The 16491-nt window shown below is 51.7% G+C and carries 15 protein-coding genes; 9 read left to right on the top strand and 6 right to left on the bottom strand.

Annotated elements, in window-relative coordinates:
• The first annotated feature begins 48 nt into the window (after positions 1-48).
• Positions 49-660, top strand: coding sequence for an outer membrane beta-barrel protein (locus TERTU_RS15120; protein WP_015818197.1), 612 nt, complete (start codon positions 49-51; stop codon positions 658-660).
• 72 nt (positions 661-732) lie between these two features.
• Here the strand turns inward: TERTU_RS15120 and pgm are convergent, their stop codons facing one another.
• Complete coding sequence (pgm, locus tag TERTU_RS15115) at positions 733-2376, bottom strand: phosphoglucomutase (alpha-D-glucose-1,6-bisphosphate-dependent) (RefSeq protein WP_015818659.1); 1644 nt, start codon at positions 2374-2376, stop codon at positions 733-735.
• 190 nt (positions 2377-2566) lie between these two features.
• Positions 2567-4333, bottom strand: a complete 1767-nt coding sequence (locus TERTU_RS15110; RefSeq protein WP_015817252.1) for a monovalent cation:proton antiporter-2 (CPA2) family protein — start codon at positions 4331-4333, stop codon at positions 2567-2569.
• A 1006-nt stretch (positions 4334-5339) separates the two neighbouring features.
• On the opposite strand from TERTU_RS15110, the gene TERTU_RS15105 reads away from it, so the two are divergent.
• From TERTU_RS15105 to TERTU_RS15080, 6 genes are all read left to right on the top strand, one after another.
• The gene (locus TERTU_RS15105; protein WP_015818249.1) at positions 5340-6002 is read left to right on the top strand and encodes a hypothetical protein; all 663 of its coding nucleotides are present in this window, start codon (positions 5340-5342) and stop codon (positions 6000-6002) included.
• A 5-nt stretch (positions 6003-6007) separates the two neighbouring features.
• On the top strand, positions 6008-6535 hold the full coding sequence (locus TERTU_RS15100; RefSeq protein WP_015819253.1) for a GTP-binding protein: 528 nt from the start codon (positions 6008-6010) through the stop codon (positions 6533-6535).
• Between the two features lie 2 nt (positions 6536-6537).
• Positions 6538-6930 (top strand): roadblock/LC7 domain-containing protein, encoded by a 393-nt coding sequence (locus TERTU_RS15095; RefSeq protein WP_015817856.1) that lies wholly within the window; start codon positions 6538-6540, stop codon positions 6928-6930.
• Positions 6931-6962: 32 nt separating this feature from the next.
• A complete protein-coding gene (locus TERTU_RS15090; protein WP_015819793.1) occupies positions 6963-7370 on the top strand; it encodes a hypothetical protein in 408 nt (135 codons plus the stop codon).
• Between the two features lie 144 nt (positions 7371-7514).
• Positions 7515-9089 (top strand): metallophosphoesterase family protein, encoded by a 1575-nt coding sequence (locus tag TERTU_RS15085; protein WP_015819488.1) that lies wholly within the window; start codon positions 7515-7517, stop codon positions 9087-9089.
• An 18-nt stretch (positions 9090-9107) separates the two neighbouring features.
• The gene (locus TERTU_RS15080) at positions 9108-9425 is read left to right on the top strand and encodes an antibiotic biosynthesis monooxygenase family protein (protein ID WP_015820721.1); all 318 of its coding nucleotides are present in this window, start codon (positions 9108-9110) and stop codon (positions 9423-9425) included.
• Between the two features lie 3 nt (positions 9426-9428).
• Here the strand turns inward: TERTU_RS15080 and mnmH are convergent, their stop codons facing one another.
• The 3 genes from mnmH to TERTU_RS15065 all read right to left on the bottom strand — a co-directional run bounded on the left by mnmH (position 9429) and on the right by TERTU_RS15065 (position 12307).
• Complete coding sequence (gene mnmH / locus TERTU_RS15075; RefSeq protein ID WP_015820264.1) at positions 9429-10517, bottom strand: tRNA 2-selenouridine(34) synthase MnmH; 1089 nt, start codon at positions 10515-10517, stop codon at positions 9429-9431.
• Positions 10518-10539: 22 nt separating this feature from the next.
• Entirely contained in the window at positions 10540-11580 is a 1041-nt protein-coding gene (selD, locus tag TERTU_RS15070; RefSeq protein ID WP_015818206.1) for a selenide, water dikinase SelD, read from the bottom strand.
• A gap of 73 nt (positions 11581-11653) precedes the next feature.
• A complete protein-coding gene (locus tag TERTU_RS15065; protein WP_015817473.1) occupies positions 11654-12307 on the bottom strand; it encodes a GIN domain-containing protein in 654 nt (217 codons plus the stop codon).
• Positions 12308-12847: 540 nt separating this feature from the next.
• Here TERTU_RS15065 and TERTU_RS15060 point away from each other — a divergent pair.
• Entirely contained in the window at positions 12848-14425 is a 1578-nt protein-coding gene (locus TERTU_RS15060) for a cellulose binding domain-containing protein (RefSeq protein WP_015819118.1), read from the top strand.
• Positions 14426-14559: 134 nt separating this feature from the next.
• On the opposite strand, the gene TERTU_RS15055 is transcribed toward TERTU_RS15060, so the two are convergent.
• Positions 14560-14856, bottom strand: coding sequence for a SemiSWEET family sugar transporter (locus TERTU_RS15055; RefSeq protein ID WP_018014199.1), 297 nt, complete (start codon positions 14854-14856; stop codon positions 14560-14562).
• Between the two features lie 461 nt (positions 14857-15317).
• On the opposite strand from TERTU_RS15055, the gene TERTU_RS15050 reads away from it, so the two are divergent.
• Positions 15318-16463, top strand: a complete 1146-nt coding sequence (locus TERTU_RS15050) for an endo-1,4-beta-xylanase (RefSeq protein WP_015820438.1) — start codon at positions 15318-15320, stop codon at positions 16461-16463.
• The last annotated feature ends 28 nt before the right edge of the window (positions 16464-16491 follow it).

Below are 16491 nucleotides of genomic sequence, written 5' to 3'. Positions count from 1 at the left end.
CGCAATAATCAGAGATATAGGGCCGGAAATAGTCAGGATGCAATCGCGATGAATATTAAAGAATTATCTTGCTCAGTTGTTTTAAGTTTACTTTCCTCCGTCTGTGCAGCAGAGGCATTTCACCCCTTTTTAGTGGGGGGTGGCATAGGTACCGCAGACATCACCCTGGAGGGCTTACCGTTCGAACAGGAGGATGAAATAGTTGGTTTGACCGCGAACCTGGGCTACAGCTTCACGCGAAACCTCGCGGTGTCTTACCGATGGAGCTCCCAGGATGAGTCCGATTTTTTAGATATTTTTGATTTCGATCCAGATCTCAAACTGGTGCGAAACGACCTTCTCGCCAATTACACCCACTATTTTGGTCGTGGTTTCATCCGGGCACAGCTCGGTCTGAGCGCCTGGCGTTCCAAAGGTAATGTGCGAGAGACTCAGGTGACAGGATTTGAGTATATGGATTTTGATTCAGCTAAGTGGGATATAGAAAAACACACCACCTATAAAGCGAATTACACCAAAGAAAGCGTGGACCCGGTGGTCGGTATTGCGGTCGGCTTTGATATTCGCCGCCGCGTGGAATTCGTGTTGGGTTACGATTATATGAATACGGATTACTTTAAGTTGGGTAGTACGTCGTTTATCGTAAATGTGAGAATTTGAGCGAATGCGGTAGCTTGAAGGAAAGGCGAGTCGTACTCGCCTTTCCAAAGAAATTACCTTGGTTTTCCAGTGTTAAACGCCTGCCGCTTTAAACGTGTTCCCTACAATCTCTTGCGCTTCGCTGAGAATTGAGTCCAGGTGATCTTTGCCTTTAAAACTCTCCGCGTAAATCTTGTAAATCTCCTCTGTACCTGAAGGCCGTGCGGCAAACCAGCCGTTTTCTGTACACACTTTCAATCCGCCGATTGCGGCGTTGTTGCCAGGCGCGTGTGTGAGTTTTTGGGTGATGGCTTCGCCGGCAAGTTCCGTTGCGGCTACGCTGTCGGCGCTGAGTTTTTTCAAGCAGTTTTTCTGTGCGGAGTTTGCGGGTGCGTCTATACGTGTGTACACCGGTGCACCGAATTCTTCGGTTAAGGCGGCGTAATGTTGCGACGGGTCTTTTTCGGTAACCGCGCAAATTTCTGCAGCAAGAAGGCCGAGAATAATACCGTCTTTATCGGTCGACCAGACGTTCCCGTCGCGGCGCAGGAAGGAAGCGCCCGCGCTTTCTTCGCCACCGAAGCCATAGCGGCCTTCGTACAATCCATCCACGAACCATTTAAAGCCGACAGGTACTTCGGCCAACTGGCGGCCGAGCGAACTGGCGACGCGGTCGATCATACTGGAGGATACCAGCGTTTTGCCAATGGCGAGGTCGCTGCTCCACTGGGTGCGGTGAGAGAAGAGATATTGAATGGCGACGGCCAGGTAGTGGTTCGGGTTCATCAGACCGGTCGGGGTTACGATGCCGTGGCGGTCGTAATCCGGGTCGTTGCCGATGGCGATATCGAACTTGTCTTTCATGCCGATCAGGCCCGCCATCGCGTAAGGTGAGGAACAATCCATGCGGATTTTTCCATCTTTATCGAGCGTCATAAACGAGAAGTTGGGATCGACTCTGCGGCTCACCATTTCGATATTTACGCCCCAGGTGTCGGCTATTACATCCCAGTAAGCAATGCCGCTGCCACCGAGTGGGTCGACACCGATGCGTACCCCTGCGTTGGCAATAGCTGTCATATCCAGTACTTTGCCCAAGTCGTCCACATAGGGTTTTATAAAATCGTACTCGGTGACTGCATCACTCGCCCAGGCGGTGCTGAAGTTCTGGCGTTTAACCTCGCGGTTGTTATCGTCGATAATCTGGTTGGCGCGATCCTGAATAATTTGTGTGACATCGGTATCCGCCGGGCCACCGTTGGGTGGGTTGTACTTAAAGCCGCCATCCTGCGGGGGATTGTGAGATGGCGTGATAACAATACCGTCTGCCAGATGTTCGCTACGCCCGCCGTTGTATGCCAGTATGGCGTGAGAGATAACTGGCGTCGGGGTGTAGCCGCGGCCGGCCTGCACAATAAGCTGTACGCCATTCGCGGTAAGCACTTCCACCGAGGTGATGAAAGCGCTTTCTGATAGGGCATGGGTATCGATACCGACATACATAGGCCCATCAATACCCTGCTGCTGACGGTACTCCGCCAGCGCCTGACAAACGGCCGCGATATGGGTTTCGGTGAAGGTGCCGGTCAATGACGTGCCTCGGTGCCCGGAAGTACCAAATGCCACGGGTTGTTCTGCCGTTGTGGGAATTCGCGTGTAATATTCACTGATTAAACGCGGAATGTTTGTGAGATCCTGCTCCTCCACCGGGAGTCCTGCACGCTCATGTAACGCCATATTAAAAACCTACCTTGTACATCTGTTGTTAGGATTACGCCCTCCAGGGCCGTGACTCATCATACGAAAACCCCCGCGGATTTGAAATATAAGACCTTCGCCGAAGAGGAGGGGTGACCTTATAAAATGATTCTGGTGTCAGGTGAAAGTTCAACCTCTATCGAATGGTCTTGGTCAGATCGCCAATGCATCAGTGATGGGTATCCTGTTTAAACAACTCCTCCAGCTCCCTGCGCCCCTCCATTGCGATTTGTTGCAGTTTGGTCAGATCCTCCTTGTGAGCGACGGCGTTCATCATCATCTGTTCATCGTGCTGACGGAAAATTTCAATTTTATTCAGCGCCTGGCTCTCGGTGTAGCCGAGTAACTCCAGGGTGTGACGGGCAGCGATAAGCCCGCTCTCAAAGGTTTCCCGCACGACTACGTCCACTTTGCGCGCGAACAGCTGGTAAGCATGGGCGCGGTTATGGGCACGGACAATAATTTTTAAGTTGGGGTAGGCGCTTTGCACATTGTCGACAATCGTCAGCGAATCCTTTTCGTCGTCGACCGCCACCAGGAGCAGTCGGGCGTGGGCCAGCCCGGCGGCGTTGAGCAGGTCTAGCCGTGTTGCATCCCCGTAGTAGATTTTGTTGCCGAATTTACGCACAAAATCCACGTGGCTCGCATCTTTATCCAGCGCTGAGAAGTGCATTTCGTTGGCAGCGAGAATACGGGCCGCGATCTGACCGAAACGCCCGAGGCCCGCAATAATCACTTCTGGTTCCTCGTTGTCGATTTTGTCGTAACTGCGCGGCGTGTCCTGATGCCGCTTGCGCCACAGATTGAACAGCATTAGCGCGGGTGAGGTGAGCGCCATGGATACACCGACAACAATTACCACGATATCGCGTGTTGCGTTATCGGCGACGCCGAAATTGACCATCTTCGTGAGCACCACAAACGCGAATTCGCCGCCCTGGGAAAGCATTAAACCCAGTGCCAGTGCGTCCCAGATATCGGTGGATTTGTTGCGGCACAGCAGGGTGATAACCGCCGTTTTAAGCAGCATCAGGCCCACCGCCAGGCCGAATATAAGCAAAGGTTTGGTGACCAGTAGCTGGAGATTTAGGGTCATCCCCACGGCCATAAAAAACAGTCCAAGCAGCAGTCCCTTAAATGGCTCAATATCGGTTTCCAATTGGTGACGGAAGCTGCAGTTGGCGAGTACTATGCCCGCCAGGAACGCCCCCAGGCCCATACTGAAGCCGACGCTCTGCATTAAAAACGCCGTGCCGATAACGATAAAAAGGGCCGCTGCGGTGAGTAGTTCGCGGATATTGGTGGCGGCGATAATGGTTAGTAGCGGGTTAATGGCAAAGCGACCCACTAAGAGTACAGCGGCGATGGCCAGGGGGCCGTACCACCAGGGCGCAGTGTTGTGACCTGCGGTGGCGATTTGCGGGGCAAAGGCGCTGACCAGAATCAGAATCGGTATCACTGCCATATCCTGCAGCAGCAACATGGAGAAGCCTTTGCGGCCGAGGTCTGTTGCCATTACCCCGTGCTCATCCATCAGTTGTACGGCGAAAGCTGTGGATGACAAACCGAGTGTTAAACCCAGTAGCATGGCGATTTGCCAATCAAAGCCAAACAGGAAATGGCACAAGAGCGCGATAACCACCGCCGAGCCCAGTAATTGACCGCCGCCCATCAGCAGTACCTGGGTACGCATTTCCCATAATTTCTGTGGGTTGAGCTCCAGCCCGATCACAAACAGCAGCATGACAATGCCAAACTCCGCCAGATGCAGGGCATCGTCGGGGTTGATTACCACATGAAGGATTTGCGGACCAAGCACGGTACCGGCTACCAGGTAGCCGAGAATGGCACCTAACCCCAAGCGTTTAAAAATTGGCACAGCTACCATGGCTGCCAGCAGGTAAGCCAGAAAAACAAGAATGCCGTGATGGTCCATAGTCAGAATTACTCGATAGGATTGGTGAATGTCGGTGTTTCAGCGGCGAAGTGTAAGAGTAGCGCCCTTCGCGGTGAACAGGTAGCCGTGGTGTTAAAAGATGGAGTCGGGTGATGTCGCCTATTATTGCATATACATGTCCTTGACCCCGTAAAGACGTCCCCAGTTAGCATGTTATCCAAGCGTGTAACACATACCTTATATGCATAGGCGCTCGCCCCCAGTTGGATTGTACAACTGTAGCCAACGTTTATTCCCGCGCCAATCAGCGCTCATTCGATACCAGCGCTCATTCGATAGCAGCGCTCATTCGAAATAAGCCTCGCATGTTCAATGGCGTGGTGGACTGGCGACATCCAGGCCTGGAATAAAAAATTAGTTTTTATATTTCGCTCCGTCACACTTTTATAAGCGCGCAGGCTTTGCATTGGCGTTTTTGTACCGACTGTTCTTAACTCAAATGACAACGCAAATCATAGGAACCTGTGATCAACCTAGGGCCTGTTAACACTAATTCAATTCGCTCTGCTGGAGCCTGTATTTTCAGGATGAAAGGCATTTTTGGCGTTGTTTAGCGGGCTAAACGAGCGAAAAATAACGCATCAGCCTGGAAATACAGGCCCAGCCCTGCGGGTTGCGGCTAAAATCCCGCTCTCAGCGTTGTTTATCGCTCATTTGGAACAACCAAAATACGCTCCAAACGCCTTGATAGCGAAATTTTAGCCGCAACAGAATGAATCGAATTAGTGTTAACAGGCCCTAGTAATTACTCTGCGTGATCTGCGGTGGTTAGTTGTTCGGCGCCTTTTGCAATTAATTAGTCCTTAGCAAGAGAGGTAAGGTCACGAACGATCGCCGCAGGTCGCCCCTTTATGCCCGTGGGTGCTGCGGGGCTTACAGGAATCACCAAGTTAATCAGAGGTTTCTATACAAAAATTGCGCGAGTGCTGGGCTGTTGGAAAATAACGCCTTTTGATTTCTGGTGTTTTCAGGCGTGCGGAAAATTATGTCTGTTGTGAAAAAAATTCAGCTGTACGCCATGTCCGATAACGACCGAATGGTGTTTAGCAGTTTGCTGTCACTGCTGTCTTTTAAAACGGCGTTTACCTGTCAAATTGTGGAGCGCGATGGTGACATTGCCGTGGTAGACGTGGATTCAGACATCGGTCGTGCGCAAGCAGACAGTCTGTTTGGTCAGGTGGACCTGGTGATAAAAATAAGCGCCCAGACAACATCAGACACAACGAGTAGTGCGGGTGATTGTGTCGTGCACAAGCCATTGCGCTCAATCGATATTATCCGCGTGCTGGAATTAATTGAGGGGCGCCCGAGCGCACACGCTGAAATGCCGCTGTCTTCTGACAAGTCGAGTGCGGAACAGATTCAGCTGTATAAGCTTACCCGTTGGCCACCCAAGGCGGTGATCAACGACTTTGCAAAAGGCGCGCGCTTATGTGCTGCGTTTATGAGTCATGAACTTGCCGTGGAAAAAGCGGCAACAATGGTTGGAGTGTCCGCGGCGCAGATTGAGCTGTTTCTTGCCCGTTGCCGCGAATACGATTGTGTAGCAACCCGTTTAAGCCAGCATTCGACAATTGAGCATGCGTCTGCGGGTGCGAAACACGCCTCCCTTTTCAGTAAATTGCGCATGAAGTTGGGGGCGAGGTAACCATTGTGAGCGAATTGAAATTTGTGATTACCGGTACGGCTGGCGTGGGGAAATCCACCGCAATCAATGCGATAAGCGATATCCCTCCGATAAATACCGATGCGGAAACCACTGATGAACTCCAGGCCCTGAAGCAAACGACCACGGTTGCCTTCGATTTTGGTGAGGTTGTGCTGGATGAAGATACGCAAATTCGTTTGTACGGTACGCCAGGCCAGGAACGGTTTCGCCATATGTGGGAAATTATTGCGGATGGAGCGTTGGGTTTAATTATTCTGGTGGATAACACGCGCGCTGACCCGGTCGCGGATATGAACATGTATATCGACAACTTTGCGGAATTAATTGACGCCACGGCGTTCGTGGTAGGCGTCACTCGCTGGGACCAGAACGGGAAGGCTTCACTTGATCAGTATTTTACGGCGCTTGAGCAGCGGGGTTTGTTTGCGCCAGTGATCGAAACGGACCCTCGCAGCCGGGACGATGTGGTGCTTTTACTGGATTCGTTGATGTCCGTATTGGAGTTTGCCTGAAGATGACAGAAAAAACTGAGTTGGTGCTAAAGCGCAAGGTCGTGGACTCACATTTGAGTGCATTACTCGACTCTAATGACGGCGTTTATGCCGCTTTACTTTCAAGCATTGATGGGCATGCCATCGCGAGTAAAGCGCGGGGTGATGTCACAGACTCAAAGTTAGCTGCGATGACCAGCTCGTGCCTCGCGCTGGCTGAAAAAATCGCATTGGAGGCGCATCAAAATAACTGCGATTTTGTGATTCTCCAAAATGAAAATGGTTACGTTGCTTTAAAACGTATAGGCAAAAAACTGGTGCTCAGCGCGTTGGCCAAAAAATCGGTAAGCCTGGGCCTGTTGTTATCGTCAACCCGTACGACAGCGGAAAGTTTCCAGCGTGATATTGGTCTTTAGCGCCGTCATTTCGTTTCTATGAGGAAATATCTATGGCAGATTTGAATTCATCCTGTGCTGAACTGGTCGGTAATGTGAACGATGCTCTCGGCGCGGCCGTTGTCGACCTGAGCTCGGGTTTATTGTTGGCAGCACACCACACTGTTCCTTATTTTACGCAAAGTTATCTGGATGCTGTGGCCGCCGCCGCCGTCGATATGTTTCGCGGTAAAACCATCACTACTGTCGAACAGCTTCTCGCCAATCAGCGAGGCACTGCTGTGCAGAACTCCATTAAAGAGGTTCAAATGAGTACCGAACACACTTATCACTTTATGAGTGTGATCCCGGGCAAGGAAAATTGCTTGCTGGTACTTATTACCGGGCGCAAGGCGAACTTGGGTATGGGGTGGTCGTCATTGCGAACAGCATTGCCGAATGTTGCTTCCATGTGTCCTTAGCAAGTTGAGTGGGTGCATTGGCGGCAGTTTCAAACCTATATTGGGGATCCCCGGCAATGCATTTCCGGTCTCGCCAATGGGGGCATGTTGCGCTGCGCCTGCGCAACATACTAGCCCTCGCTTTTGCACAGCCAATAAATTGCGATGTTAACTGTTGTTGGTGGTGTGAGTGGTCGCGAGCCCATTGCTGTCTCTGATATTGCCGCCACTCTGCAGCAGCCCCAGGAGCTACAGCACAATACCCTGTTCACCGGTCGTCCTGCGACACAGTTGTTTGTGGCGAGCCGCTTTGTCGCCAAGTTACGTACGGATTTCGTATTTCAGTCACAGGACGCAGAAAAACGCGCACTATCTGCTTTAGCTCTGGATCGTCGGTTGAATGCATACCACCCGGAAAAAACGTGGTTTCTGTGGCACACCGATGACCAGATATTTATTGGTAATATCGCTCCTCGGATACATACCTTTCACAGTACGCTTCCTGAGTTATTGCAAAGAAAACCTGCCCAGGCACTTACGTTATTGGCGCAGTTATGTCGCTTGTATTTTTCGGTTGCTCACGAAAGTGGCTTCCGGTTGGACGAGGGGCTATCCAATTTCGGCTGGACCGACGCCGGAGCGGTGTATTACCTCGATGACGATCGCTACCAGTGGGACCTTTTCACCAGCTTTGCCAGTATTCTGGCCGTTTGGATCCGCCAGCTCGCGGAGTTTAGTACTGAGCACGCCGATATTTTCGGGCAGTCATTGTGTGACATTTTATTGGACGTGTTTCAATCGCCCCATAAGATTCAAGTGTTGCTTGGACAGCTGCGGTATTGCATTGCGGTGGGGGGGCGCGAACAACAGTGTTTGAATACCATTTCTGCATGCTTGACTAAAGCGGCCTACCCCCAAAGGCCAGACCGGCATCGTTCGCTTGCTGTCGGATCTACCCAATTGTCTGCTGCTGAAACATCAGGAGATTGTAATGCGAATGTGACATCGCCCCTGGCGATCTTGGCGGACATTCACGCGAATTTATTCGCTTTACAGGCCGTACTTGCAGATTTGCGTGTGCGGCAGATATCGAGAATTCTGGTGTTGGGGGATATCGTTGGATACGGGCCGCATCCGCGTGAGTGCATCGAGGTGTTAAAGCAGCAGAACGCAATTATCATCCAGGGCAATCATGATTATGCCGCTGCGTCGGGAGATGTGAGCACCGGCTTTTCCAAGCTCGCTTGCTGGGCGATTGATTGGACGCGCAGGGTTCTAACACAAGACGATATGCGTTGGCTGGCTGAGTTGCCGCCTTACTTTCAAAGTGACTCCTGGTTGGCGGTGCACGGAGCGCCTATAGACAAAAATTATTTTTACGGTTATGTCTACCACATGACCTACGAAGCTAATCTCGATTGGCTGGTACAACATCAAATAGCCTTGGCATTTCATGGGCATAGCCATGTCGCCGGCGTCTATCGCCGTGACGCGGCAGGTGATTCGCGTTGTGACCATGCGCTTCAGCTCTTGTCCTCCGCGCGCTGCGCGCTCGCGTGCCCCGGTTCTGTAGGTCAGCCTCGAAGCGGAAAAACCGCAGCGGAGTACGGCATTTTTCGCCCTGCTGATGCGACCTTTGAATTACTTAGCGTCGGTTATGATTATCAGCGTACAATGGATGTCATGCGTGCAGCCAATTTCCCACCAGCTCTTTATGAGCGGCTCGCGCAGGGCAGATAACAGGTTAAGGATTCATCTATGGAGCAAATCGCTCGAACTCCCTCGCCCCCGTATTACGCCGTGATTTTTACCAGTTTGCGCACGTCGGTAGAGTCTGGTTATGACGATATGGCGAAACGCATGGTAGAGCTGGCGCTGGCGCAACCAGGTTTTTTGGGGATGGAATCAGCGCGCGAGCAACTGGGTATCACAGTGTCCTATTGGCGAAGCTTGGAAGATATTAAAAACTGGAAACAAAACGCCGAGCACAGGATCGCACAGCAATACGGGCGTGAAAAGTGGTATTCCCAGTTTAAAACCCGAATCGCACTGGTAGAAAGAGACTACAGTTTTTAATGGTTAGGTTGTGCGTGATGACAAAAAGTCAGTGACTTCCGCAGGCGAGCCACGAAATATAACCCGGTGTTTTTTCTTTTCCATTTGGAAGTTGTACATTGGGTCGTAGTAATCGCGCAACAGAATTTCGATCCAGTGCAGGTGACTGCTGTTATCCCCCAAACGGTGCTGTGCAAGCGCGTTGTCGAGTATCCCGCTGAGTTCTGCATAGCGTTGGCCACCCAGGCGTCGCTGAATATTTTTCATCGCTTGGCGCAATTCGTTCGCGAAAAGTTCAAATCCTTGGTCTCGTCCTTGTTGCGCCACATGCTCAGCGAGGTTGAGTAAAATATAGTTATGAAATGAGTGCTCCACTCGCTCACGCAGCTCTGTTTGCACGACCACGATCGGTGAAGACTTCATCGCATTTTCTAACTCCAGCGGCAATGCGCATCGTCCGATTAAGTGGCTTTCATCTTCAAGTACTATCGGCGTGTCGCCGCGTCGGGCGTCGGCTTTAAACAGTTCGATAAAGGTGCGATTCTCGAATGTGGTTTGTGTTGGCTGGCCGCCGAGCCGTTTGCCAAAAGCGCTACCACGATGATGAGCGAGTTGCTCCAGGTCAACACTGGTTGCCACGGTTTTAAGCAGTTCTGTTTTGGCGGAACCGGTATGGCCGGCGAGAATAACAAACGGCCGCTGTTGGCAGATACGTTGGTTAGTATCAATTAAGAAACGTCGCATGGCTTTGTAGCCACCTTCCACTCTAACGCAGTCAACTCCCACATCAGCGAGCCATTGCTGACAGGTTTGCGAACGCAACCCCCCTCGCCAGCAGAACAATACGCAGTTCGGGTTGGCTTTGATGTACTCGGCCCAGGCGGTAACGCGTTGGCTTTTGATTACTCCGTTAACTAATTGGTGACCCAGGGTAATAGCCTCAGCCTGCCCTCGTTGTTTGTAGCAGGTACCGACTTGTGCGCGCTCACTGTCCGTCATTAGCGGCAGGCTTACCGCGTTCGGGAAGTGGCCCTTGGTGTATTCGCCAGGGGAGCGGGTATCGATAGCCGGAACGTCGTGCAGGAAAATCTGAGCGTATTGGTTGGTAATCATTGTTTTATTAGGTGGGTTCGGTTTACGAGTCAATAACGACGCGTGGACCGCTGTTCCAGGGGGTGAGCTCGCCAATGCGATGAATAGGGGTGTTATTAGCCTTTAGGCAGGCCTCGACGGCGTCTACTGCGTCCGGGTTGACGGCGATCAGCAGGCCGCCACTAGTTTGCGGGTCGCAGAGGATCTGTTTTTGCTGCTCGTTCAGTGGCGACAGATCTTCCCCATAGCTGTCAAAATTACGTTGCGTGCCACCTGGAATACAGCCCTGGTTTAGATAATGCTTTGCTTGTGGAATTACCGGTATGGCATCGAACGACAGCTGGGCAACCAAACCGCTGGCGACGCATATTTCACTAAGGTGCCCCGCCAGGCCAAAACCGGTAACATCCGTGAGCGCGCTTACCCCATCAATTGTTGCCAACCGACTGCCAACCTTGTTCAGTACGCACATAAGATCGCGTGCGATAAATGCGTCCTCTTCCGCGAGCTTTTTCTGCTTTTGTGCCGTAGTGAGAATACCTATACCCAATGGCTTGGTCAGATACAGCTGGTCACCGGCGTTAGCCGATGCATTGCGGCGTAAATTAGCTTTGGCAACTCTACCGGTTACGGCAAGGCCAAAAATGGGCTCTGGCGAGTCGATACTGTGGCCTCCGGCAAGTTGAATGCCGGCTGCGTGGCAAACCTGGCGACCGCCTTCAATAACTTGCGCAGCGACGTCTGCGGGGAGAATGTTTACCGGCCAGCCAAGAATGGCGATTGCCATTATGGGGTCGCCACCCATTGCGTAAATATCGCTGATGGCGTTAGTGGCAGCGATGCGGCCGAAGTCGAGTGGATCGTCGGCGATAGGCATAAAAAAATCGGTGGTGCTTAAGATAACGTCGCCGTTGCCGAGATCGTAGGCTGCGGCATCGTCCTTGGTGCTGTTACCCACCAGCAGGAACGGATCCGTAAAGTCACTGCTGGTATTGCCGATGATCTTTTCCAGCGTCGCCGGAGAAATTTTGCAGCCACAGCCGGCGCCGTGGCTATATTCAGTGAGCTTGATGCTGTCTGGCATTGTTGAGGTGCACGTGTGGTTAAAGCCAGTAATTGTGCAGCCAAACAGCAAACAAGTAAATCACGGGGCTTGTTTAGCGTGCCGCTCTCACTTTACCAGAGCCGATAACCGTTTGCGCTAACGAAGGTTTGCCGTGGTAGGTTACATCACCGCTGCCTGCGATTTTGACGGCTAACTGATCTGTCGCATGGGTTTCGATATTGCCTGAACCAGCGATAACAACGTTCGCCGATTTGGCTTCCAGCTTGCCTGCGTCAATGTTGCCGCTGCCCGCAATTTTCATCGCCAGGGTTGCTGTCGTGCCTACCGCTTTTACCGAACCAGATCCGGCAATTTTGATGCTGAAGCTCTCACTGTCCACGCCGTTGATGTCGATATTGCCTGAACCTGCTGCAGCAACAGATTTTAGGGTAGGGAGGGTCAGCTCGATTCGAATGGGAGAGCGAAAGTTATAGTCGTCATCATCGTCGTCGAAGCTGCCGATATTCAAATCAGTTCCCTCTACACTCCATTTAATATGTTCGCTTTGCTCATCATTGGTATGGATCACCAAAGTGGGGGCTCCCTGCGTGATGATGACATCAGCGGGTAGTGAAATACGCAGGCTGTCGACGCCTGTAAGTTCAGCGTTGTCGATTTCTCCGGCTGCGTTGTGGGCATCGGCATTTGAGTCACAGCCAAGCATTGTGAGTGATAAAAATATCAGAACTAAAATTCGTACTTTCATTGGTGCTCCCTACTATTCAGAGGTCTAATTTTTAATGGATTGTTATGAAATAAGTGGATGTTTTGTAATTTTTTAAACGCCGGCTCGCTTCATTATCTTTACGGCATATCATTTACCATGCCAAGAGTGAATCAATTATAACCCGTTGAAATATAAAGGGAAAAAATATTGAACCTCATTGGTTGCTATTTCTGGTATGAGTGATCCTCACGAAGCCTTCGCGGATTTCGCCAAATGCTGAAGATATTTGCCACAGATTAAACCGGCGTGAAAAAAAGCGGTTTTGTGAGATTCGCGTGTTCAATTTATTTGACGCTGTGGCAAAATGTGCTCGGGTATTTATAGCCCGATTATGCTTTCCAAGTTAATACAATTAGCGCACACAAGTGGGTTTTCCCCCACCCAAAATAATAAAGCGCACCCAGACAGAAAAAGTAACGAGTTTCATATTGCGTGTGAAGTGCAAGTTTTAGCACTTTAGTCGTTCTCACGTGGTTTCCTGTTTCGATAAGTCCAATAAATACAATGGGAGTTTTCGCTATGTTGACACATCCAAGAAGGAAGATCGCATCGCTGGCGTTTGCCGCTGTGTGCGCACTGCTCGCCAGTGCCTCGCAGGCAGTAACGTCTGGTGCTGGCGAGGCAACAATCGATGTAAATAACAATTGGGGCAGTGGTTATTGTGCAAATGTTGTTATTGCCAATAACGGCACGGCCAATATCACTAGCTGGACAGTCGGCCTCGCCTTGAACGGGTCCAGCATAAATAACCTGTGGGGCGGCCAGCGCAGCGGCAGTATTGTTACCCCAGAAGCGTACAACGCAAACATTGCTCCCGGAGCGTCGGTATCCTTTGGCTTTTGCGCGACCGGATCGAGTGTCGCATCCATTGGTACATTTTCTGTGACTGGCGGTGGTAGCGGTTCATCGACATCGTCTACCAGTTCTTCAAGCAGCTCGTCTTCCAGCAGTTCGTCCAGCTCTTCGAGCAGTTCATCGAGCTCGGGTGTGGCGTCATCCAGCTCGTCTTCGTCCAGCAGCAGTTCATCGTCGAGCAGTTCCTCCTCCAGCAGCAGTTCGAGCTCCAGTGGCTCAGGCCAGTGTACTCAGATGTGCCAGTGGTACTCCGATGAGCCCCGCCCGCTTTGTCAGAATACCGATGATGGTTGGGGTTGGGAAAATCAGCAGAGCTGTATCGGTATCAACACCTGCAACAGCCAGAGCGGTGGCGGTGGGGTGATCAGCACCTGTGGCGGTGGCTCATCCAGTTCGAGTTCATCCAGTAGCTCATCGTCCAGCTCCAGCAGCTCTTCGTCGAACGGCGGCTCCAGTAGCTCCAGCTCATCAAGCTCTTCTTCCAGTAGTGGTTCACTTCCCACTTGCACCGGTTATGCAACGCGCTATTGGGATTGCTGTAAGGCGCACTGTAGCTGGACTGGTAATGTGCCAAGTGAAGTTGAGCCGCTGGGTTCCTGTTCCGCGAGTGACCAGCCCCTGCCCGACCCAGACGCGGTAAGCAGCTGTGATGGTGGTGATGCACATATGTGCCACGGTATGGCGCCGTGGGCGGTTAACGACAGCCTGTCGTACGGTTTTGCTGCGACCTCTAGCGGCGATGTCTGTGGGCGTTGCTACGAAGTTATATTTACTGGCGAATCCTACAACGGTGGCGCCGATCCAGGTGCGGCGGCGCTGGGCGGCAAGCGCATGATTGTACAGGCAACCAATATTGGCTTTGACGTGGGCGGTGGCCAGTTTGACTTACTGGTGCCCGGCGGGGGTGTTGGTGCCTTTAATGCCTGTTCGGACCAATGGGGCGTTTCCAACAGCGAGTTGGGTGTGCAATATGGCGGCTTCCTTGCAGCGTGTAAAAACGAGTTGGGCTGGAACGCGTCGCACGATTCCTATAAAAATTGTGTTGCGCAACGTTGTGATGCCGTATTTGGCAGTCGCGGTCTGACTGAGCTTTACGAGGGTTGCATGTGGTTCGTCGATTGGTTCCAAGCGGCAGATAACCCCTCGCTGCGCTATCGCGAAGTGGCTTGTCCTACCGAAATCATCAGCCGCTCAGGTGTTGATCGCGGTTGGTTGAACGACGTTAGTAACGCTTGCAACTAGTTCATTGATCTCGTCGCTGGGAATTCACCCGGCCCAATGAGACAACAATAAAAAACCCCGCGCTGTTTCAGGCGGGGTTTTTTTATGTTCAATACCAAGTGTCGACTACTGAGGGTCGCCGTTCAGGATAGGAGTCAGGCGGGTTCCGCGTTAGCTGGGCCGGTACTCTGGGCACGTTGGAAGAAAGCATTCTTGACGATGAAGAAGAACACAATGCCAGCAAAGATTGCGGTGACTGCATTGGCCAGGATCAACGCGGTGTTGCCAAGCATAATGCCGTAAAACAGCCAGAGCACGACACCCAATACGAACGCGGCGTACATCACCGGGGAAAGGTCTCCGGTACGCTGGGTTCGCATAACCTTCAGTGCCTGGGGAAGAAAGGCGAAGGTTGTCAGGCAGGCTGCGATTAAGCCGATTACTTCAGTCATTGATCTGTTATCTCTCAGTATTGGTTGATTTGTGCGCAGTGTAACCTAAGGTAACGTTTTGGTCTACATTATTTTGTTTAAAATCAAAAAAAGTTAATAATCGCGCCACTTATTTTTATAAGCTATTGAAATATAATGGTTTAATGTTTTTTGTGAGATGTGTGGTTTTGTTACTCTGGGTTACATGAGTGCTTGGTTGGCGGCTCCCATGTCAGCCAGCCCCTCTTTGTCTGGCTGCTTCCAGGGCTGCTTTGGTGACCGCCCCCTAGGGTGGAACTGCGTTATCACGACTATCAACACAGGGGCCAACTAACCTTCAGGCCCGGCTCAACAGGGAACTGAGTCTTCTGAGCGCGCTCTACGCACAAGAGGAGCGTGGGCTGTTTCCCCGCCAGCCTGCTAAAATGTTGCGAGCTGTACCTTGTCCATGCACAACACAATAATTTAAGAGTCTTTGCCTTATGATGCGCGTTTTCGCAATTGCACTGCTGCTTCCCCTTTCCTCGCTATCACTCACACTTAATGCTGCTCCAGCAAACTCTCTTCAGCAGGCCTATCACGACGCCTTTAAAGTGGGGGTGGCGGTAAACCCCAGTATCACACGCGGTGAGGATAAAGCAGTCCAGTCGATTGTACTGAGCCAGTTCAATAGTATTACCGTTGAAAACGCACTAAAGGCTGCCCCGATAAACCCCGAACCCGGTGTATTTGAGTTCGGTCCGGCCGATGATTACGTGGCGTTTGGCGAAAAGCACGGGATGTTTATTGTTGGTCATACCTTGGTGTGGCACAACCAGACGCCAGGCTGGTTTTTTACCAACGGTGATGGAGAGCCCAATACCACGAAGCAGCAGCTGGCGCGTATGGAGAGCCATATCAAAACCGTTGCAGGTCGTTATGCCGGGCGAATTCACGCCTGGGATGTGGTCAATGAAGTGATCGATAACGATGGTTCTTACCGGCCGACAACCTGGGTTAATGGGGTTGGCGATGGCGACCTGATGGTCAAGAGTGCGTTCAAATACGCCGAAAAATATGCGCCGAATACAGAATTGTACTACAACGATTTTAACGCCTGGCGCCCGGCTAAGCGCGACGGCATTGTGCGTATGGTGAAGATGTTACAGGCCGAGGGGATTCGGATTGATGGCGTAGGGATTCAAGCCCACTGGGGGCTCAATTTTCCGAAAACGGAATATATTGAAGCGGCGATTGAGGCCTATGCCGCCTTGGGCGTGAAGGTGATGATCACTGAACTAGATGTAGATGTGTTGCCGCTGACGCGAGAGGGGCAAATAATTGGCCAGGGGATGATGCATCCGCAGTTCCAACTGGAAGAGTTCGAGACTTATCTCGACCCGTATAAGCAAGGGTTGCCTGCCGATGTTGAGCAGGCGCTGAGCGATCGGTACGCAGCGTTGTTTCGCTTGTTCTACAAGCATCGTGATGCTATCGACCGGGTGACCTTGTGGGGCGTGCACGACCCTATGTCCTGGAAAAACGACTATCCGGTTCCGGGGCGTACCAACTATCCGCTGCTGTGGGACAGGAGCAAACAGCCTAAGCCTGCGCTAAAGGCTGTTTTGGCCGTGCCCTCGGAAAAATAAACCGGACCTGGTTTTGCTGGCAGTGGGG

The sequence above is a fragment of the Teredinibacter turnerae T7901 genome (assembly GCF_000023025.1).
GTDB classification, from domain to species: Bacteria; Pseudomonadota; Gammaproteobacteria; order Pseudomonadales; family Cellvibrionaceae; genus Teredinibacter; species Teredinibacter turnerae_B.
This window is presented reverse-complemented; position numbering and strand designations above follow the sequence as displayed.

Excerpts from the sequence above, each read along its gene's own strand:
- TERTU_RS15065 (WP_015817473.1), bottom strand. The coding sequence starts at position 12,307 with ATGAAAGTACGAATTTTAGTTCTGATATTTTTATCACTCACAATGCTT.
- mnmH (WP_015820264.1), bottom strand. The coding sequence starts at position 10,517 with ATGATTACCAACCAATACGCTCAGATTTTCCTGCACGACGTTCCGGCT.
- TERTU_RS15085 (WP_015819488.1), top strand. The coding sequence starts at position 7,515 with ATGTTAACTGTTGTTGGTGGTGTGAGTGGTCGCGAGCCCATTGCTGTC.
- TERTU_RS15095 (WP_015817856.1), top strand. The coding sequence starts at position 6,538 with ATGACAGAAAAAACTGAGTTGGTGCTAAAGCGCAAGGTCGTGGACTCA.
- TERTU_RS15050 (WP_015820438.1), top strand. The coding sequence starts at position 15,318 with ATGATGCGCGTTTTCGCAATTGCACTGCTGCTTCCCCTTTCCTCGCTA.
- pgm (WP_015818659.1), bottom strand. The coding sequence starts at position 2,376 with ATGGCGTTACATGAGCGTGCAGGACTCCCGGTGGAGGAGCAGGATCTC.
- TERTU_RS15120 (WP_015818197.1), top strand. The coding sequence starts at position 49 with ATGAATATTAAAGAATTATCTTGCTCAGTTGTTTTAAGTTTACTTTCC.
- TERTU_RS15060 (WP_015819118.1), top strand. The coding sequence starts at position 12,848 with ATGTTGACACATCCAAGAAGGAAGATCGCATCGCTGGCGTTTGCCGCT.
- TERTU_RS15055 (WP_018014199.1), bottom strand. The coding sequence starts at position 14,856 with ATGACTGAAGTAATCGGCTTAATCGCAGCCTGCCTGACAACCTTCGCC.
- selD (WP_015818206.1), bottom strand. The coding sequence starts at position 11,580 with ATGCCAGACAGCATCAAGCTCACTGAATATAGCCACGGCGCCGGCTGT.
- TERTU_RS15105 (WP_015818249.1), top strand. The coding sequence starts at position 5,340 with ATGTCTGTTGTGAAAAAAATTCAGCTGTACGCCATGTCCGATAACGAC.
- TERTU_RS15110 (WP_015817252.1), bottom strand. The coding sequence starts at position 4,333 with ATGGACCATCACGGCATTCTTGTTTTTCTGGCTTACCTGCTGGCAGCC.
- TERTU_RS15090 (WP_015819793.1), top strand. The coding sequence starts at position 6,963 with ATGGCAGATTTGAATTCATCCTGTGCTGAACTGGTCGGTAATGTGAAC.
- TERTU_RS15080 (WP_015820721.1), top strand. The coding sequence starts at position 9,108 with ATGGAGCAAATCGCTCGAACTCCCTCGCCCCCGTATTACGCCGTGATT.